The organism is Chitinophagales bacterium, from assembly GCA_017303835.1.
Lineage (GTDB): Bacteria > Bacteroidota > Bacteroidia > Chitinophagales > Chitinophagaceae > JAFLBI01.
On record JAFLBI010000001.1, the window covers coordinates 872,741 to 893,603 of the forward strand.

17 protein-coding genes and 1 tRNA gene are annotated in these 20,863 nt (G+C 43.1%); 7 read left to right on the forward strand and 11 right to left on the reverse strand.

Annotated elements, in window-relative coordinates:
* Positions 1-161: 161 nt before the first annotated feature.
* Positions 162-707 carry a hypothetical protein gene (locus tag J0L83_03945; GenBank protein MBN8663698.1) on the reverse strand — a complete coding sequence of 182 codons (546 nt, stop codon included), beginning with the start codon at positions 705-707 and terminating at the stop codon, positions 162-164.
* A 207-nt stretch (positions 708-914) separates the two neighbouring features.
* Positions 915-2,126 carry an ABC transporter permease gene (locus J0L83_03950; protein ID MBN8663699.1) on the reverse strand — a complete coding sequence of 404 codons (1,212 nt, stop codon included), beginning with the start codon at positions 2,124-2,126 and terminating at the stop codon, positions 915-917.
* Between the two features lie 286 nt (positions 2,127-2,412).
* Here J0L83_03950 and J0L83_03955 point away from each other — a divergent pair, with 286 nt between their 5' ends.
* From J0L83_03955 to J0L83_03975, 5 genes are all read left to right on the forward strand, one after another.
* The gene (locus J0L83_03955; protein MBN8663700.1) at positions 2,413-3,096 is read left to right on the forward strand and encodes a succinate dehydrogenase cytochrome b subunit; all 684 of its coding nucleotides are present in this window, start codon (positions 2,413-2,415) and stop codon (positions 3,094-3,096) included.
* Between the two features lie 26 nt (positions 3,097-3,122).
* Positions 3,123-5,096 (forward strand): fumarate reductase/succinate dehydrogenase flavoprotein subunit, encoded by a 1,974-nt coding sequence (locus J0L83_03960; GenBank protein MBN8663701.1) that lies wholly within the window; start codon positions 3,123-3,125, stop codon positions 5,094-5,096.
* Between the two features lie 44 nt (positions 5,097-5,140).
* Positions 5,141-5,887 carry a succinate dehydrogenase/fumarate reductase iron-sulfur subunit gene (locus J0L83_03965; GenBank protein MBN8663702.1) on the forward strand — a complete coding sequence of 249 codons (747 nt, stop codon included), beginning with the start codon at positions 5,141-5,143 and terminating at the stop codon, positions 5,885-5,887.
* 108 nt (positions 5,888-5,995) lie between these two features.
* On the forward strand, positions 5,996-6,484 hold the full coding sequence (locus J0L83_03970; protein MBN8663703.1) for a VOC family protein: 489 nt from the start codon (positions 5,996-5,998) through the stop codon (positions 6,482-6,484).
* Complete coding sequence (locus J0L83_03975; GenBank protein ID MBN8663704.1) at positions 6,484-7,191, forward strand: methyltransferase; 708 nt, start codon at positions 6,484-6,486, stop codon at positions 7,189-7,191. Before J0L83_03970 ends, J0L83_03975 begins: the two co-directional genes overlap by 1 nt.
* A 9-nt stretch (positions 7,192-7,200) precedes the next feature.
* Here J0L83_03975 and J0L83_03980 read toward each other — a convergent pair whose 3' ends face one another.
* The 7 genes from J0L83_03980 to J0L83_04010 form a co-directional block, all read right to left on the reverse strand.
* Entirely contained in the window at positions 7,201-8,403 is a 1,203-nt protein-coding gene (locus J0L83_03980; GenBank protein ID MBN8663705.1) for an alanine dehydrogenase, read from the reverse strand.
* 72 nt (positions 8,404-8,475) lie between these two features.
* A complete protein-coding gene (locus J0L83_03985) occupies positions 8,476-9,804 on the reverse strand; it encodes a beta-glucosidase (GenBank protein ID MBN8663706.1) in 1,329 nt (442 codons plus the stop codon).
* 63 nt (positions 9,805-9,867) lie between these two features.
* Positions 9,868-10,755 (reverse strand): LamG domain-containing protein, encoded by an 888-nt coding sequence (locus J0L83_03990; GenBank protein ID MBN8663707.1) that lies wholly within the window; start codon positions 10,753-10,755, stop codon positions 9,868-9,870.
* A 25-nt stretch (positions 10,756-10,780) separates the two neighbouring features.
* Positions 10,781-12,316 carry a RagB/SusD family nutrient uptake outer membrane protein gene (locus J0L83_03995; GenBank protein MBN8663708.1) on the reverse strand — a complete coding sequence of 512 codons (1,536 nt, stop codon included), beginning with the start codon at positions 12,314-12,316 and terminating at the stop codon, positions 10,781-10,783.
* A gap of 48 nt (positions 12,317-12,364) precedes the next feature.
* Positions 12,365-15,670, reverse strand: a complete 3,306-nt coding sequence (locus tag J0L83_04000; GenBank protein ID MBN8663709.1) for a TonB-dependent receptor — start codon at positions 15,668-15,670, stop codon at positions 12,365-12,367.
* 99 nt (positions 15,671-15,769) lie between these two features.
* Positions 15,770-16,879, reverse strand: a complete 1,110-nt coding sequence (locus J0L83_04005) for a DUF4974 domain-containing protein (protein MBN8663710.1) — start codon at positions 16,877-16,879, stop codon at positions 15,770-15,772.
* A 45-nt stretch (positions 16,880-16,924) separates the two neighbouring features.
* On the reverse strand, positions 16,925-17,503 hold the full coding sequence (locus J0L83_04010; protein MBN8663711.1) for an RNA polymerase sigma-70 factor: 579 nt from the start codon (positions 17,501-17,503) through the stop codon (positions 16,925-16,927).
* Between the two features lie 155 nt (positions 17,504-17,658).
* Between J0L83_04010 and hscB the strand changes: the two genes are divergently transcribed.
* Positions 17,659-18,165, forward strand: a complete 507-nt coding sequence (gene hscB, locus J0L83_04015; GenBank protein MBN8663712.1) for a Fe-S protein assembly co-chaperone HscB — start codon at positions 17,659-17,661, stop codon at positions 18,163-18,165.
* A 22-nt stretch (positions 18,166-18,187) separates the two neighbouring features.
* A tRNA-Leu gene (locus J0L83_04020) sits at positions 18,188-18,271 on the forward strand.
* Positions 18,272-18,855: 584 nt separating this feature from the next.
* Here J0L83_04020 and J0L83_04025 read toward each other — a convergent pair.
* Both J0L83_04025 and J0L83_04030 read right to left on the reverse strand, forming a co-directional pair.
* A complete protein-coding gene (locus J0L83_04025; protein MBN8663713.1) occupies positions 18,856-19,965 on the reverse strand; it encodes a family 16 glycosylhydrolase in 1,110 nt (369 codons plus the stop codon).
* A 1-nt stretch (position 19,966) separates the two neighbouring features.
* Entirely contained in the window at positions 19,967-20,857 is an 891-nt protein-coding gene (locus J0L83_04030) for a PKD domain-containing protein (protein MBN8663714.1), read from the reverse strand.
* Positions 20,858-20,863: the final 6 nt, after the last annotated feature.

Here is a 20,863-nt window from a genome sequence, read left to right on the forward strand (position 1 = left end):
CACAAACGCCATTTAGTGGTTGGTGTCTCCACCAACCACCAACTATTATTTGAATATAGCTTTTCCGAACAAATACTTTAAGATACTTGCCTGATAGCCAATTTCGGGTTGTAGTGACACAAACCTATACGCATTACTTTACGGTGTCTCCACCGTCTTGATTATTCTCTAAAATGAGTGATAAAACCAAACTCATCAACCGCCTTCTCATAGAATTTAGCACTGCTCCAAAAGTATTTCTCGGGAAGATCAGCCAGCTTCCATTTATCCCGTATGGGATTTAAGTGTATATAGTTCAATTTCTGAATGAGTGCTCGCTCGCTGGTTAAGGGTATTGACAAGGGATCACGTTGCCAAAACTGAAACTGTCGATCTGATTTACCTACGTAAAAAGACTCAAGAAATTTCGAATCATTCTTTAGTAGATACTCTTTAAACCGATGTGCGGTAAACTTTGTAAAACTATTGCCCGGACGTTCCTTCCTTTCCGTAGATAAAGGCTTCCAAATGAAATGAACATGATTTGGCATGATCACAAATCCATACACAATAAAAAGATTATTCTGAGCAAGAAATGCTAAAGATTGAACAATAACACGTTTTAAATCATCAGCGCCTAGAAGTGTGCGAAAATTCGATATCGAATGCGTATAGAAGTATACCTGCTCGGGAAACATGAAGCTTTTGCGTCTCTCGAATATGCTCATATAGTTGATCATTTAACCAATTTAAATTAATAAAAAATGGCAGGTAAAGTCACCAAGCATTAGCATTTGTGGGACGGCGTTTCCATCCTCAATGCTACTCCTTATAGATACTTACATAACAGCCAATTTCGGTTGGTGGAGACACCAACCGATGAAAGAATGGTCGGCACAAGGCCGACCTAAAAAAAATGAACTATCGTTATAAGCTTATTTCGTTCTAATGGCTACTACCGGATCCATTTTGGAAGCAATGTTTGCAGGAATGATTCCTGATACCACACCCAAAATGATACATATAGACAATGCCAACATGATGATATTCGGCGCGATAAAAATCGGGAAAGGCAATACAGCACTTAAACCAAGCGCCAATATCCAAACAAGGAATAATCCAACGAGTCCGCCAATCACACATAAGAACGCACTTTCCAGTAAGAACTCAGTCAATATAGTTCTGCGCTTGGCACCAATAGCTTTTTTCAAACCTATCTGACTAGTGCGTTCGCGAACCGTTACAAACATGATATTGGCCACACCAAATGCACCAACAATCAGACTCAAACCAGCAATGGCCCAGCCACCTGCATTCACCTGTCCAAAGAATCCACTCACCTGTTCACTAAAATCTGCTACGTCATTGCATGCAAAATCATCTTCTTCAGTAGGGCTCAATCTTCTCACCTGACGCATCACACCCACCAATTCATCAGCCAAGGCTTTGGATGATACATTCTCCTTACCCTGCACCATGATAAAAGGATTACTGCGCTTAGGATCATATACACTGGCGAAATACTTATAAGGAACAATCACACTCAGATCATAATCAAAACCACCAACCAGACTTTGTCCTTGCTTTTTAATGACGCCGATCAAAGTAATCTTCTTACCGCCTGCATCAACCAGCTTACCAACTGCTTTTTCAGGATTGCCAAATAAGTCTTCTGCGTTTTTATAGCCGATGACACCTACGGGCACCCCACGTGAAAAATCAGCTTCGTTCAGGTATCTGCCGTGCGCTATATCAATTGTTTGAATTTTATTGAACTCCTCCGTGATGCCGAAATAGTTCACAGAAGTCAGCTCATCGTCTCCAAAAGACAGGTTCACATTATTGCTGACAAAAAAAGCTGCATTAGATGCCAATGCTGATCGTTGCTTCACGAAACGCATTTCCTCGTATTTAGGCTCTGGGCGCTTCACGAATTTCCACCAAGGGTAATCCGGTCCGCCGCCTGCATACTGCCATTTGTCGATATAGATGGTGTTACTACCCAGAGACTTGATATCAGTCTGCACCTTACGTTCAAGGCTATCTACTGTTGCCAATACCCCTATAATGCAGAAAATACCAATGGTAATACCAAACAGGGACAGAAAAGTGCGCATTTTATTCACCCGCAGTTCCTGCATGGCCATTTTAAAACTGTTCCAGACAATGCTCAGCATCTTCATGTTACCAAAAGTAAACAGTTCCCTCTAAGCGGCAGGTAGAATTATGTAAGCGGCTGCAAAACCTGTTCAATCTGTGTGGCAGATTACCAATGGTGTTTTGAACAAGGCAGATTTTCACGTATTCATAGCAAACCAAATACCCAAAGCGTTGTATTATAGCCATATCCGTGCTAAAAAAGAATGACGCTTTCACGAATGGCATCGTTTCATAGGCTATTTTTGCAGCGTTTAAAAACTTCAATCTTGTCGTATGACCTGGAAGCAAATGTTTACGTCCTCCGTTGGAAAGAAATTAGTCATGGGTTTTACGGGTATTTTCCTCGTTTTATTCCTCATTGTACACGTTGGTCTGAATGCCTGTATCTGGGCGATGGACAATGGTGTAATGTTCAATAAAGCTGCCCATTTCATGGGTGCAAACGTGGTTCCCCGTATTCTGGAAATTGGTTTGTTTGCCGGATTTTTCCTGCATATCATCCAGGGCTATCTGCTGGAAATGCAGAACAGAAAGGCACGCGGTACTGCTTATGCAGTGAGCTATGGTAACAAGGGTAGTAAATGGTATAGCCGCAGCATGGCCCTCTTGGGTACCCTGCTCCTGCTCTTCCTGATCATGCACATCAAGCATTTCTGGGTACCCAGCCGTATTACCGGTTTGGAACCGATGATGATCGATGGCAAAGAATACCATAACCTCTATGGCGAAATGTTGGCTGTATTCGAGAACCCTGTAATTGTGGTGTTGTATGTAATTGGCTGTATCAGCCTTGCTTACCACCTGGCGCATGGTTTTCAGAGTGCATTCCGCACCATCGGTATCAATAATCCAAAATACACCACCCTGTTGGAATCTGTTGGCTATGGCTTTTCAATCATCGTGCCTTTGGCTTTTGCGATGATGCCTATCAGCATGCACCTGGGATGGGTAAACTAATTCAAACAACTATTTAACTGCACAATATGTTGGATGCTAAAATTCCTGCCGGTCCCTTAGATCAAAAGTGGACCAAGTACAAGGGAACCGTTAAACTGGTAAACCCTGCCAATAAGCGTAAACTGGAAATCATTGTGGTAGGTACAGGTCTGGCCGGTGCCAGTGCTGCTGCCAGCTTGGGTGAACTGGGTTATAAAGTGAAAGCTTTCTGCTTCCAGGATTCTCCTCGCCGTGCACACTCTATCGCTGCTCAAGGTGGTATCAATGCTGCGAAGAACTATCAAAATGATGGTGATAGCGTTTACCGCTTGTTCTACGATACCATTAAAGGTGGCGACTACCGCGCACGAGAAGCGAATGTGCATCGTTTGGCAGAAGTAAGTACCAACATCATTGACCAGTGTGTGGCACAGGGTGTTCCTTTTGCCCGTGAATATGGCGGCCTGCTGAGTAACCGTTCATTCGGTGGTACACAGGTACAGCGTACGTTTTATGCTGCTGGTCAGACAGGCCAGCAATTGTTAATTGGTGCTTATCAGGCATTAGAGCGTCAGGTAGCACTGGGTAATGTGAAAATGTATACCCGCCACGAAATGCTCGATGTGGTAACCATCGATGGCAAAGCACGTGGTATTATTGCGCGTGATCTGGTAAGCGGTCAGCTGGAAAGACATTTTGGTCATGCCGTATTGCTGTGCAGTGGCGGTTACGGTAACGTATTCTATTTAAGTACAAACGCCATGGGCAGTAACGTAACTGCTGCATGGAAAGCACATAAAAAAGGTGCCGCTTTTGCGAATCCTTGTTTCACTCAGATTCACCCAACTTGTATCCCTGTTACAGGCGATCACCAGAGTAAGTTAACGCTGATGTCTGAGTCGCTCCGTAATGATGGTCGTATCTGGGTACCTAAAAAGCAAGGTGATAACAGAAAGCCTGGTGATATTCCTGAAGACGAAAGAGATTATTATCTGGAGAGAAGATATCCTGCATTCGGTAACCTGGTACCACGCGACGTTGCCAGCCGTGCTGCGAAAGAGCGTTGCGATGCCGGTTATGGTGTAGGTTCTTCTAAGCAGGCGGTATACCTGGATTACGCTGCCGCCATTGAGCGTTATGGTAAAACAGAAGCTGGTAAGCGTGGCTTGAGTAGTGCATCTCACGACGAGATCATTGCTATGGGTAAAGAAGTGGTGAAAGAGAAATACGGTAACCTTTTCGATATGTATGAAAAGATCACCGGTGAGAACCCATACGAAATGCCGATGCGTATCTACCCTGCTGTACACTATACCATGGGAGGTTTGTGGGTTGATTATGAATTGATGACAACCGTACCTGGTCTCTATGCACTGGGTGAAGCGAACTTCTCTGATCACGGTGCGAACCGCTTAGGTGCATCTGCACTGATGCAGGGTTTGGCTGATGGTTATTTCGTGATTCCTTACACAGTTGGTAACTACTTGGCGGATGAAATTCGCACAGCCAATATTCCAACGGATCATCCTGCATTCGTAGAAGCAGAAAAAGCAGTTGCAGACCGTATTGCCAAACTGAAGGGCATCAATGGTAAGCAGACTGTAGAAAGCTTCCACAAGCGTTTGGGTAAGATCATGTGGGATAAGTGCGGTATGGCGCGTAATAAAGAAGGTTTGGAATGGGCTATACAAGAAATCCGCAAACTGAAAGCAGAATTCTGGAGCGATGTGCGTATTCCGGGTGAGATCAATGAAATGAACCCTGAACTGGATAAAGCCAACCGTGTTGCCGACTTCATTGAACTGGGTGAACTGATGTGTTTGGATGCATTACAGCGTGAAGAAAGCTGTGGCGGTCACTTCCGTGAAGAACACCAGACAGAAGATGGTGAAGCACTGCGTCACGATGATAAGTTCATGTATGTATCTGCTTGGGAACTTAATGGTGAAAGCAACTGGACTTTACACAAAGAAGAGTTGAACTACGAGGTAGTGAAACCAAGCCAGCGTTCATACAAATAATCAATTGATCAAACAGCCAATTAGCAACAATGGAACATACTACTATCAATATTAAACTGAAAGTTTGGAAACAAGCCAACACACAGTCTAAAGGATATTTTGAATCATACGATGTACCCGGTATTTCAACAGAAATGAGTTTTCTGGAAATGTTCGATGTACTGAACGAGCGCCTGATCGCTGAGGGTAAAGAACCTATTGCATTCGATCACGATTGTCGTGAAGGTATTTGCGGTATGTGCTCTATGTATATCAACGGTAAGCCACACGGCCCTTGGGAAGGTACTACTACCTGCCAGTTGCACATGCGTGCATTCAAAGATGGCGATATCATCGTAGTTGAACCATGGAGAGCAGCAGCATTCCCTGTGATCAAGGATTTGATGGTAGATCGTGGGGCATTCGACCGTATCATCCAAGCCGGTGGTTATATCTCTGTAAACACTGGTAATGCTGTGGATGGTAACGCACTTCCAATCGAAAAAGAAAAAGCAGATAACGCATTTGCTGCCGCGGCTTGTATCGGTTGTGGTGCTTGTGTAGCGGCTTGTAAGAATAGCTCTGCTATGTTGTTTGTATCTGCGAAAGTATCTCACCTGGCTTTACTGCCACAGGGTGCACCAGAGCGCAAGCAGCGTGTTATGAATATGATTGCCCAGATGGACAAAGAAGGTTTTGGTGCTTGTACTAATACAGGTGCTTGCGAAGCAGCTTGTCCTAAGGAAATATCTATCACCAATATCGCTCGTTTGAATGCAGAATACCTGTCTGCATCTTTGACAACAGCTTAACGCAACCAATTTTCATAGTAAACCCTCGCAATCCAGACAAGTCGGGATGCGGGGTTTTTTATTCGGATATCGCAAATTTCGCATTGGGGTTTTCACCAACTTTGCGGTATGAATTATCAAGCACCCGCACAAACAACCATCGGTCACATACATTTTAAAGTAACCGACCTAGATAAAGCGCTTAGCTTCTACCACGAATTATTGGGATTTCAGATTACGCAGCGCTATGGCGCTCAGGCTGTATTCTTATCTGCTGGCGGCTACCACCACCACATTGGTTTGAACACTTGGCAAAGTAAAGGCGGCGGCCCAGCTCCACGCAATACGGCCGGGTTATACCATACTGCGATACTTTATCCTACCAGAAAAGATCTTGCTATAATTCTGCAAAGACTGATCGATGCGCGTTACCCCATCAGTGGCGCTGCTGATCATGGTGTATCAGAAGCCATTTATCTGGATGATCCGGATGGCAATGGCGTGGAATTGTATTGGGATAAGCCTAAGTCTGACTGGCCTTTAGATGCATCTGGTAATTTGCAGATGGTCACTGAGGCTTTGGATATTGCCGACTTATTAGCTGAAATCAATCGCTGATGCCGAATAGCTGGTTTCAATTCAAACAGTTTAGGGTGCAACAAGACAAGTGCGCCATGAAAGTGTGCACAGATGCTTGTTTGTTTGGAAGCCAATTTCCTGTTGACGCCAGTGTAAAAAAAGTGCTGGATATTGGCACAGGCACAGGCTTACTTTCTTTGATGTATGCGCAACTTAATTCGAACGCAACTATTGATGCAGTTGAATTGGATGTAGCTGCGGCAGAGCAGGCGATTGAAAATGTGCAGGCATCACCTTGGAGTAATCGTATCACAGTATATCAAACATCCATTCAGGAATACAAACCACAACACCAATACGATCTCATCATCAGCAATCCACCTTTCTTTGAAAACGATTTACAGAGTGATGATACGCAGCGTAATCTAGCACTCCATAGTACAGCATTAACACTAGAAGAATTATTCAAGATTAGTCAACAACTGCTGAATGCAGACGGACAGTTTTGCCTGCTGCTACCCTATCACAGAACAGCTGCAGCTATCAAATTGGGTGAAGAAAACGGCATGCATTGTATACAGCAAACAACAGTACATCAAACCACGAAACATGCTGCTTTTAGAAGCATACTCCATTTTGCAACACAGCCATCACCGAAAAAAGAAATGACCATCTATATCAAAGATGGTCAGGATTATACGAATGGGTTTATTGATTTATTGAAGCCCTTTTATTTGTATGTATAAGCGCTACTACTAGTCTTTACCATAAGCATAGTCATGCAAGTAATCAAAGTTCTTAGTGAGTTTGCCCGATTGTAAAATCGTTGCCCGTGAGATCAATTCGCTACCGCCTTTGAGCACATCATCCAGCACATACTTAATTAATTGCTCACCGAAAAATCGGCTGGCATCACGCGGCAATTCATTAGGCAAGTTACCGACTGCCATTACATCAATACTTTCTGCTTGATAAGGTGCAGTCTTCTCAAAACTTTGTTTGTTGACACCGTATACAGGATCATCTATTGTTGCGTCACCCAAATTACAAGGCACGCTTCCATGCTTATCGTCGGTAATATCTGCGATGGTTTGGATGCGAAAATCTGGCTGTTGTATATCTGACAACTCAAACAAACGCGGAATTGTGTGATCCCAATACACACCATTCATCAATACATCGGTGTGTGCTATGTATTGTTTGAATATACATTCAAACGCTTCCGGATGCTCGTGAAACTGTTTGCGTTCATACTTACCGGTTAACTTATGCCGGTATAAATCACCTCCTTTTAAATGAACGTATACAGGATAACTATAATCGCGCTCTAAAAACTCTTCAGGTTCTAATTCCTGCACGTCCATCAGGTTCATGATTTCCACAATGCCGTGTGCCACGCGACCGCTACCGGTTACGGCGATTTTCATCGGTGGCAGTTTCAATCCAAAATAAGTATGAATCAACTCACGATAATCACGCACAGCAACCACCCTGCCTAAATCGAATAAACCTGTGCGTTTCCCGTAAGCCATCATGCCATTATGTGCACCAACAATGCCTGCAAAAAAACCAAAGCCGATGATACGCTGTCCGTCTTCATGTTCCAGACACTCGTAATCAATAAGTGTGATATTTTTTTCTACCATCGCCTGCATCAGTCCGCGGTTGTAGGACTGCTGCTTCTTGGTATGCGAGAAAAAGAGATAAGTCTTATTTGGAATCAGCATGGGTACCGGCACTTCTTTGATGCCGAATAAAATATCGCAACTACTGAGGTCTTCCTGAAGCAATACACCTGCCTGCTTGTATTCTGCATCGCTGTAGCAACGATGAGGGGAAGGTTGTACGATGATCTGAATATCGTTCACATGTTGCTGCAACCAGCGGCATTGAGCCGGCGTAAGTGCTACTCTTGAATCTGATGGAATTTTGCCTTCACGAATCAGTCCGACAATCATGTTAAGGGTTGGTTTGTCGCAAGGTAAGCAGAATTCATTGTTTGTTTACCCAAACAAAACCCAAGACTGCTATCACTTTAACCAAGGACTTTGAAATTCCAGTTTGCGCAAAGCTGTTTGAATTTCTGGTGCTGACATAAAAAGCTTCCAGATAAAAGCACTGCGTTGATTTTCCATCATAACAACGATTGGCCCCTGATCAATCGCCAGGTAACGTTGAGGATACCATTGCTCGGTATCGCTGAAAGCATCGTAGAAACCATACTGTCCAAACAACTGCGCTTTTTTATTCGTGTACCAATTGCGCATGGCTGTCATGGATTCTGTAGGTGTATAAGGTATACTCGATAATGCAGCGGTTGGTGATATCACACCCTTGTCTCTTTTTTCACCCGGTGCATGTCCAGAATAGCCTTTCACTGAATAACTGGAAGTAAGCCCCCAGCTATCAGGTCCGTAACCTTTGAAGCCCAACTTATTTTCTATACACCAACGGTAGTTAATGAGTGATTGATGAGTGTTCTCCTTCCAGTAATCTGCATAACGATCTTTCAATCCACGAGGATCTAAACCAAGATAGCTGTAGTGTGCCCAGAATAAAGGGCCGCCATAAGCTGGGGCGCCATTGTGCGTAAGCTGCAGTGATAAACCGTAGGCACTCGTATCCTTTTTAATTTTTCCATTTTTTGCCCATCCTTCATGATACACTTCAACAGGAACGCCATGTGTAGGCGATGCTACAGCAAGTACATACATGATTAAACATTCATTGTAACCAGATACCGGAAAATTCATTTCCCATCCGTAATTAGGGCTCCAATGCCAGTACAATACATTTTTGCCATTGCGGTAATGGTTAAAATCAATAGCCTTCCATAAAGCATCTGCTCTTGCGGCTAGTTTTCTCTCGCGCTTATTTCCTTTTTGAAAATATTCGCGTACACAAATCAATGCCTGAGCCATAAAAGATGATTCTACCAAATCTCCTCCATCGTCTTTTTTGCTGAATGGTTTTACTTTACCAGTTTCTCCATTCCACCAATGTGGCCAGGCACCATGGAAACGATCTGCATTTTCTAAGAACTGGATAATGCGTTCCAATCGATCCACGACATCTTTTCTGGGTACAAAACCTCTTTCAGCACCTATGAGTAAGGCCATCACACCAAAGCCGCCGCCGCCACTCGTTACCACTTGCTGATCATTTTGCGGATAATTGCCATCTAAGTGTATGCGTTCTCTCGCTAAGCCTGAGTTGGGTTCTGCCCCATCCCAGAAATACTGAAATGTAGCTTTCTGTACTTCGAGAAAAATTGCTGAGTCTTGCGGATTAGATTGTGCAAATACCTGCATTGCACAAAAGCTGAAAGCACTGAATAGAAAGATGCGAAAAAGTTTCATGGAGAATGATTTGGAGTTAAAAAAGCCGGACTGTAAACAGTCCGGCCATCTGGTCTTGCTTGCCTATTTTCCTGCTCTACCCAGATTATGCAACGCTCTAACAAAAGCCTCTCCTAGTGGGCGATTATACACCCTGATCTCATCGATCTGTCCCGTCATTCGGTTAAATGTAGCATCTGTGCTCACTGTTTTACCGGGAATATTGTTGTAATTAGTACCGATGATAACTTCATTTGGTTGGTGACAGAAAAAAGTATTCACTGTACCACGATTGGGGAAATTACCAATCTTCACACCATCACCATAAATATCAAACACACCTGTGGTAATGTTGTATGTAATACAGAGATGTGTCCATTTATCTGCACCAATGGTTGGTGAAGTTGTTGAATTCAAATTATCCTGTGTACCACCAGCTTGTGTCATAAATGTTGGCTGAATACGCAGTGTGGTTGTATTGGACGCAGGGAAAGACTGGGTATTCAACTGGAAATTGATATTACCATTGAACATGCCTGGTCTTGCCATTTGGAACAACATGGTTCTGCGTGTTCCGTTGTTGAGAATCTTTACCCATGCGCTCACTGAAAAGCTGCGTAAACTGTCTTTATTAAACTTCGCCAGCTGAGTTGCGAAATACACATAACCTGCATTTAGATTTAGTGCTTTGCCACGTACACCTGCATCAACAAGTGTAGCACCTTCAGAAGATGTAGCTGCTGTATTGGATAATGTCTCATTGGTATTATTGTCAAAACTCCAATAAGCTACCAAATTCTCCGGATACACTTCATTAGAGCTTGTGTAGCCATCAATTGTACCTGCAAAATCTGCAGTACTTACTGAAGGCAGCTTATTAGGATTGCCGTCTTTCTTACAAGAAGCCATCAACAAAACAGCACTCAAACCGAAAAGGGCAACTTGCTTAGATGATATGATGCAATGTTTCATATGTTAGATTTCAATCGTTCAAAAATTAATACCCTGGATTTTGCTTCAGCACACCTTTGGTAAGGTCGATCTGTGTTTGCGGAATAGGCAGAATCCTGTCTCTGGAATCTACATAGTTGGTTTTACCATGCGCTGTTAAAGCTGTGCTGGCAATACCCCAACGTACGATATCGAAGAAACGCTCATGCTCCATACCCAGTTCAGCTCTGCGTTCTCTGCGCAATGCATCACGCAGCTGATTCTGATCATTAGTTGTGATGTTTGGCAGAATTGCGTTATTACCAGCCCTAGCTCTTGCACGTACGCTGTTGATTGCATCACGCGCAGCGGTAAAATTAGCATCACCGCCCAGCTCGATACTAGCTTCAGCAAACATCAATACAACATCTGCGTAACGAAGGATGCGCACGTTCATCCACCAGCCAAAGCGGTTACCAATTTGAGCACGCTTTGTTGGTGTGGTATGTACTTTATGGTTGTATCGAGGGTTAGGTAAACCAACAGGTGTGGTTTCACCATAGATGGTAATGCCGGGCACAGTTGCCGTACTTGTGAAAAGAATGGTTCTAGCTCTTCTTGGATCGTTGGCTTCATATGAATCGGCTAATTGCTGACTGGGTGAATTGAAACCCCAGCCATGATCCCATGAACCGGCACCTCTTACACCTTGCACGTTAGCATATTGAATACCATTACTCTGAGGAATTGCTGCAGTGGCTGTTGCTTGAATTTCAAAAATTGACTCTGAGCTATTTTCACCTTCCTCATCAAAAATTCTATTGTAAGGCGTTGACAGATTGTATACACCCAGATTCATTACCTGAGCAGCTGTTGATTGTGCCAATGCCCACTTACGTTGATAGAGATACACTTTAGTAAGCATACCCAGTGCAGCTCCGCGTGTGATTCTTCCTACGAATTTAGGATCCCATGATAATGGAAGATTAGCAGCTGCATAGGTCAAATCATTCTCGATAAATGCATATACCTGCGATGCATTGCTCTGCGGAATATTGTTCTGCTGAGCAGGATCCTGAAACAGGGTATCATAAATAGGTACATTTTCAAAGAAACGGACCATATTGAAATAAGCATAGGCTCTCAGGAATTTTGCTTCTGCTGCAGCCTGTACTTTTTGCTGATCAGTAGAGATAATGCCCTTATTGGTACCAATCTGGAACAATACGTTATTGCATTTATTGATCAGACCATAATGACCAAGCCACAGACCACCAATTAACCCGTTATTAGGAAGCACAGGAAAATTATCCATCTGCTGCGAGTTAGCACCACCATCTGCAGGTGTACTACCCTTATCCGCATCATCGCTTCTGATACTTACAGCGTGTAAATATGGAAACACGTGTACATCATAGGCACGTAAATCGCGGTAAGCGCCAAACAGGTATTCATCAAAAGGACCAGAACCGCCTGGGAAAGGAAATGTAGATTCATCATATTCTCCCTGACGTTGGGTATCCAGAAATTTCATACAACCGCTCAAACTGAGACTGATCAGCACCAGACTCAGTGTGAATCTCAGCATACGGCTGATCGGCATTCGGAACAATTGAATTGGTTTCATATTCATTTGTTTTTCAGTCATGAATTAAAAGTTCACATTAACACCAAATGTGTAGATAGATGGAACGGGATACACACCGTTATCTGCACCACCACCCAGAATGCTGCCGATCTGTGGTTCAGGTGTATAACCTGTAACACGACTCCAGGTAATCACGTTTTGTCCGCTCACAAACACACGTGCAGATTTGATACCCAGCTGACGCACACTGTTGAAAGTGTAGCCAAGCTGCAATGTGCGTATTCTGAAGAAATCACCCGGTTCCAGGAAGTAAGTACTGAAAAGGAAGTTGTTTCCTCGGGTATTATCCAGAATCGGCTCAATATTACTAGTACCTGCACCTGACCATGCATTTAATCTGTTGGCTTCATAGTTCAATGTGGCAAAATTGGCAGTCTTGCGCTGCGTGTAAATTTTATTGCCAGCCATACCCTGTCCTTCAATACTGAAGTCAAAGCCCTTATAAGCCATATTTAAACTAAGACCAAAACTGTATGGCGGGAATGGCGTACCGAGGTATTGGCGATCTGCCTGTGTAATGACACCATCACCGTTAATGTCGGCATAAGCAATATCTCCCGGTAAAGAATTAGAGAAAGCAGGAACTCTTGCCAACTGTGCAGTTGTTTGATATATGCCTGTTTGTCTGAATCCAAAGAAATGGCCGATAGAATATCCTGTAATGGTTCTGTTCACACCGCCATTGCCGAGAATCTGGAAATCAAGATTGCTACCAATTGATTTCACCACATTATCATTGTAACTCAGGTTAGCAGCAACACCATAACTGAAATCCTTACCAATTTTATCATCCCAACCCAATGTTAATTCAATACCCTTGTTGGAAATTTCACCAAGGTTGGTAAAGAAAGAACGGGTTTCATTAGGAATGGTTACTGCTGTAAGAATACCTTTTGTCGTTCTGTTGTAATAAGTAAATCCGAAACTCAGTCTGTTGTTCAGGGTCTTCAGGTCAAAACCAATATCCAGGCCATTTACAGTTTCCCAACGAAGTGTTGAATCAGGAATATACTGTGCTTGTACTGCGGTATATACGTTGTCGCCAAATACTGCTGAAGAAGCATTTGACAAACCTGGACGCCAGAGGAAATCTGAGAAACCATTGGCATTACCAGTAGTACCCCATGATGTTCTGAACTTCAGGAACTGAATAGCTTTTTGCTTATTGAAGAATTCCTCATCACTAACAATCCAACCAAGACCTACGCTACCAAATGTACCCCATCTATTAGCAGGCGCGAATTTGGAGCTACCATCACGGCGAATGGTTGCATTCACCAGATACTTGCCTTTATAATTATAACTTACCCTACTGAATAAACCCATAATTGAACTTTCGCTACCACCACCGCTATTCAGCAATGGATTATTCTGGTTAGCTACATTCAGGTACCAGAAATTCGGATCATTGGGAATATTGATAGATGTGTCTCTTCTTGTTCCACCCAGAGAAGAGTTGTAACTATAAATAGTTGTGAAACCAGCCAATGCTGTAAGGCTATGACCATTTTTCAGCGGTGCACGATAAGAAAGTGTATGATCTTGCTGGAAACGTCTGCTTTGGCTCTTGCTCTGACCTACACTTGTTCTCGCCATGTTATCAAAGAAGGTAGTGGTAGGTGCTGCGCCTTCACCAAGATTGATAAAAGTAAATGGTAAGGGCGTATAGCTTCTGCTGGAGTTAAATCCTAAATCAGTATACACAACACTCTTCCAGGTAAAATCTCTCAGGAAATTCACTTCAGCAAACAAGCTACCAATTACGCGGAAGCCTTCATTCACCGAAGTTCTGTTTCCACGTTCCATCGCTGCAACCGGGTTACCTACTTGTGCACGCTGAAAAGAAGGCATGGCATAATAGGTACTGTTGTTTTCTTTAATTGGTACGATTGGAGCAGCCCACAATGCGTTGCTCACACTTGCTGATGGTGGATTATCTCTGTAGAAACTACCATTGATATCTCCACCAATCTTGATGTCTTTGCTCAAACGCATTTCCTGATTTAATCGAAACAGGAAACGCTCGTAATTATCATACTTCAGCACACCATCCTGATTTGAATAACCAATATTCAGGAGTGTTGAGCCTTTATCTGTGCTGGAAGAAATACTCAGGTTGTTGGAATTGATGACTGCAGTTCTGAAAACCTGATCCTGCCAATTGGTATTGGCTGTGTAGTTAGAGAAATCAAATGGTGTTGCACCCAAATTTGCAAGCTGTGCGCTGTACAGTTGTCTGAAACCAGCGGCATCCACCACATCAATCTTATCTTGTACTGTTTGTACACCTACAGTGCTCTGAAAATTGATACGCATCTGTCCACGAACCGGTCTTTTGGTGGTTACGGCAATTACACCATTGGCACCGCGTAAACCGTAGATAGCAATTGATGATGGATCGCGCAGCACATCAATACTCTCAATATCGGCCGGGTTCAAAAAATCAATATCATCATGCAACACACCATCCACAACATAAACCGGACTGGCACTGTTGGTACTGTTGATACCACGGATTCTCACAACAGGAGAAGATCCTGCACGACCAGAAGTTGCGATGGTAAGACCAGGCACTTTACCCTGTAAGGAAGCAATTGGGTTGGTATTGGGCATACGCTCGAGTTCTGCACCTTTCACAGAAGAAATCGTTCCGGTAAGGTCACGCTTCTTTGCTGTACCATAACCAACGACAACCACATCATCAATCATTTTGGCAACAGCTGTCATTCTTACACTAACACTGGTCTGCTTATTTACAGGAACCTGTACTTCTGCAAAACCAAGTGCTGAAATGATCAGTGTGGCATTATCTGATACGAGAATGGTGAAATTACCCTGGTTGTCGGTAATCACACCTCCCTTACTACCCTTTACCATAACAGAAGCACCGGCTATAGCTTCGCCAGCTTCATTGGTAACCTTACCACTTACGCGAATGTCTGCATCAGGAGATTCTGCAGAGCGGATAGCGATTAAACGGGTATCCAGTTGGGTATAAGTAAGTGTTGTACCGGAAAATATTGTTTGTAATACTTCGTGGATATCAGCATTCGTTTTATTAACGGATACTTTCTGACGAAGCTCTTTTAATCTGCTGTTGTACAAAAAACGAACCTTGTCTTGTTTTTCAATCACAGATAGCACATTCCCTATTTCCATTTCGTTCACTTTGAGGGTAATGCTTTGTGCTGCCAGACGGCCAAAACTTTGAAAGACACTGGTTACGAGGAGAAAACAAATAAGAAACAGCGCTACAGCTTTTTGCTTTAGCTGGCGCAAGGCATGTGCAATCGATAATGTTTTTTTCATAATTCAATTAGTTTAACCAAGTTCTGCGAACAATCGAATCGTGGATTTACTGCTGGTTTTTGTCAGGAACTATTGGCATTTGATGTCATAAGCGTGGTTTTAATAGATAGTAATGGTATCGTTAACAATTTTGTATTTGAAATCAGCAATAAAGCGTAAAGCTTCGATGGCTTGTGTGAGCGATTCATTTTCGAATGAACCAGTAAGCCTTAATTCTTCCAGTCTTGGGTTATTGAACTCAATACGCACATCATACCATCTTTCCATTTTCCTGGCCACATCCGCAAAAGCTTCATCTACAAAAGCCAGCTTATTGCTTACCCAGCTGGTTTCAACCAGAAGCGAAGCTTCACCACCAATCTGCACTGCTTTGAGCGGGAGAATTTCACTAGAAAAATTTGGGAGACTCTTTTTTGGCTGAGTAGCCTGCGGCATTTCAGGAATATTGCGCACAATCAGTTTTTGATTTGGCACAAGCCTGATAACCTTATTGGGTTGTTGGTGCAAACGCACTTCCACACTGCCGTGAAGCAAACTAGTTTCAGTTGTAGGTTCCTCCGGATAAGCTTTCAAATTGAATCTGGTACCCAATACCCTTACATCCAACACACTGGTATGAATGATGAAGGGCTTCTGCGGATTTTTGGCCACATCAAAATAGCCTTCTCCCATCAAGCTTACTTCGCGGGTATTTGCATTGGTCCAATTACCGTAAGTAAGCTTACTACCCGCATTCAGCCAGGCAATAGTGCCATCTGGCAAAACCAATTTGGTCTTGGTTGCTTTATTCGTAACCACTTCTTTTACGGGCTGAGGATTTGCATTAGCCAGATTACTAGATTGCTTTCCAACTTGTGTATACCAAACCAATCCTGCAGTTAGCATTAGTACGGAAACAATCAGCAAAGCAGGTACTGCCTTGAGGAAAGCTGGTCTGCGTCGTCTGGGTTCTACAGTAGTTTCCAATTCAGCGATATGGGATGACTGTTCATTTTGCAATAGCCGATCCCGCATCATTAGGTATGTTGCTTCCAGGTATTCTTCATCCGGTTTATTGGGCAATTCCCATACAGCTTCCGCCTGACGGGCAGAATCCCTGAGTTCAGGCCATACTTCCATAAGGGCATTCAGTTCCTGCAATTCGGACTCGCTGGCTTCTCCAGCCAGTTTTCTGCTCAATAAACTCCAGAATAAGTCGAGATGCTCCATAAACTATTATTATGGAGTCCATGTTAATGCAAATCCCCTAATTGGTTATGATTTTTTTTTACGGGTAGCCGCAAAACCAATAAGTGCAGAAAGCTTTTTAAGTGCGATTGCTAACTGATTGTCTACCGTTTTCACGGATATGCCCAGGAGTGCTGCAATGTGCTTATAAGGGAGTTTGTCTTCCTTGGCCAATTGGAAAATGAGTCGGGCTCTAGGCGGAAGACTGGCAATAGCTGTTCTGATATTGTTTTCCAATTCTTTTAATTCCAGTTGATCAGGTGCCTGGTAGTACCAATCCTGTTCCAGTTCTATGGCATCTAATGATTGCCATTGCTGTTTCTGCTGCTTCTTGAGGTAATGGATCGAATTATTCTTGACCGCAACATAGAGATAGAGCTGTATATCTTCAATTTCTGCAACTGCAGCTCTACCCTTCCACAAATTGGTAAACACATCTGCTACAATTTCTTCAGCAGATTCTTTACTACCTGTAATTGCGGTGGACAATCTTGTTAAATGCACATAGAATGCAAAGAACAAAGCTTTAAATGCATGCTCATCCTCATACAGAGCCATCCTGCGTTGCAGGTCGCGCAAATTGGTATCAGGAACTTGCTGAGACATTGGGGTTACAAATCTAAGGTCCAAATTAGCGGAAATAGCGAATAATCTTATGCACACAGCTACAACCGCAGTGAATGCAGTACAACCAAGTCATTCCGGGGACAACAGCTTGTTATCAACGCCAGTCTTGGTACATTTGTCAATTAATATAGGCTATGCGTTATTTCGAGTTATTGGAATTACCTGTCAGTTTTCGGGTAGATAAGGCTTTACTTACCAAGCAATATTTCCGTCTTCAAAAGCAATATCACCCCGATTTTTATGCGGATGCTGATGAAAGCGAGCAAGCCAGCGTGATGGAAATATCTTCTATACTCAACAAAGCCTATAAAACGCTACAGGACCCAGACGAAACCATCAAATACATTCTTATAGAGAAGGGCATTTTACTGGAGGATGAGAAATACCCCCTGCCCAATGATTTTCTGATGGAAATGATGGAGTTGAATGAATCACTGATGGATGCCAAAATGGAGGGAGATACCCCTACTATTGACAGCATCAGGCAGGATATACAGCAAAGAGAACAATCATTATATGCGCATATTGAACACATTGTGGCGGGCTATCAGGAGCCTATGGCCGCGGAAACGTTGTTGCCAGTAAAAGACTATTATTTCAAGAAAAAATACCTCAACCGTATTTTGGCGGGTTTAGACTGATGCTGTAATATTGCAGCCCCAAGCCCAGATGGCGGAACTGGTAGACGCGCTAGACTCAAAATCTGGTTATCGCAAGGTAGTGCAGGTTCGATTCCTGTTCTGGGCACAAACGCCTTTCCAACGAAGTTGGAAGGGCGTTTTGTTTTGTGAGCGATGAAAGCTTGCTTTCTAGAGCGAATCAAACAAAACGCCCCCACACCGAAGGTGTGGAAAGGCTTTGGGTACGCCCTACCTCTTAGGAAGACATTCCGCAGGAATGGCAATCCTGAACTCTCAATGAGTGAATGAGTGATTGAATGAATGATGGAATGATAGAATGAATGAATGATGGAATGAGAAAGTAATTGTTTGAGCGAATGCACATATTAGCCTATCACATCAAAACCTGCATCTACTTTCAAAGGCTTTGGGTACGCCACCCTCTCAGGAAGACATTCCGCAGGAATGGCAATCATGACCTCTCAATGAGTGAATGAGTGATTGAAGGAATGATAGAATGATAGAATGCGGGAATGAATGTGCGATTTGTAACGTTTATATAAGCGCGCTCTGTACGGATGATGCTAACCAAATCAAACCAATAAAAAAGCGGCAGTGCTTATGTTCAATAACAAGAGCAGAGCCGCTTAACGATTGCATATGTAAATAAAACGATGCCAGATTTACCTGAACTCAATTAAGTGTTTGTACTTAATTGTATACACGTACATAATCCACTTCCATTGTGCCGCTGGTAAATGCGGGTGCTACTGGTCCGCCGAAAGTGCCACCCATAGCCAGATTCAATAAGATGAAAAATTCATGGTTAAAAGGCACTGTATTATTATTGGCGAAACTGAAAAATTCTCTTCCATCAACGGAAATCTTGATGGTAGAAGCAGTCCACTCTACTGCATATAAATGGAATTCAGTGGTCACATTAGATACAGTTGTTGTTAACCCGTTGGCGTTTCCACCAGAGCGACCGGGATAATGCAGTGTACCATAAATACGGCCTTCATCACTACCCTTATGCTCCATGATATCAATTTCACCGCAAGCTGGCCAACCCACTGCATCAATATTAGCACCAAGCATCCAGAAAGCCGGCCATGTACCCACACCAGCAGGCAATTTGATACTTGCTTCAATCCTGCCATATTTAGTGGTAAACTTTGTCTTGGTCAGTAAACGAGCAGAAGTAAAAGCACTACCACTGAAAGACTCTCTTCTGGCGGTAATCTTCAAAGTTCCATTCGATACGCTCGCATTTTCAGAACGGTTGGTATAATACTGTAATTCATTATTACCCCAACCATTGCTACCTGTTCCAATATCGTAAATCCACTTTGCAGGATCAGGTGCACTGCCTGTATTGAATTCATCAGACCAAACGAGGGTACGTGCCACAGACACGCTGATATCAGTTGACTTAGTTAGGGTTTGACCGCTACTGCTTTTGGCAGTTACTTTCACAGTATAATTTCCAGAAGCGGGATACTTATATGTAGCTTTTCCATCCGCTGAATTCTGGAATACGCCATTTCCGAAGTCATATTCAAAGCTGGCAGCATTATTCGCAGTTGCCGTAAATGTAACTGTACCGCTATTGTCTGTTGCTACCACAGCAGTTAGATTCAGATTAGACGGTACGGTATTGCCACTTCCTGAATTGCTATCCTTAGAACAGGAAAGCAAAAAGAAGAATGAAAGAAAAAAAGATAAAGACATAAACTTCATGTTTGTAAAATTTAATAGTACTACCATGATGTAAAACCAGCAGACAGCCAGAAATCCTGCTGCCTGCTGATTCAACTTCATGTTATTTCACTTTCAACTTCTGATACCATGCGTTGCCATCTGAGCCAATATTGCGCAAATGAATCGTGGTAGCAGTAGCAGAGAGAATTTCATAAGTAGTACCGCCAGTACCAAAATTAATAATTCCATTTCCTGGTACGGTAAACTGAATGCGTGTGCTAACTGCAGGTGTACTGGCAGATGTGGCATTAGAGAATGCCAATTGCTTAGTTCCACCAGTATTGATAGCATAACAACCATCACCACCACTGAAACCGTAGAAGGCAGTTGAAGCGCCAATAGACATAGAAGTTCCCTTATTGTCTACAGTCATGGAAATGGTATTATTTGAATTCTTTACAAAGCTGATTTCATCATCATAAGCACATGCTTCACGACTGTTTGGTGTAGCTGCATACCAGATGGGCGAAAAATCGCTTGTTGGGCCTACACCAAAATGGCCGTTTGCATCCTTATCGGTGATCCAAACCTTGGTACCACCACCTGTTAATGCATCCATGATAGCAGTTGGTATCTGGAAATTCACGAATACAGTTACACGCTTACTTAAAGTAGACATTGCACCACCTGTTCCTATAGCAGTCATTGTAATGGTGTAGCTGTTGGTACCTGGCGTTGTGTACTTATAAGTAATAGCACCTTCAGGAACCATTTCTGTGATACCATTACCATAATCTATCTTGTAAGAAAGCGCACCCTTACCGGAAGCTGTGATCTTTACACTGCCGCTGCCATCTCCATTTGGATTAGAGGTATTGGTGCCTACCACTTCTGTATTCAACACGAGGTCTGTTGGCGCTTTAATATCACCAAAAGCATATTTTTCTTTTGTACAAGCACCCAGCATCAACAGCATGGCAAATACCGGGAGCATAGAGAATATTTTTTTCATAATAGC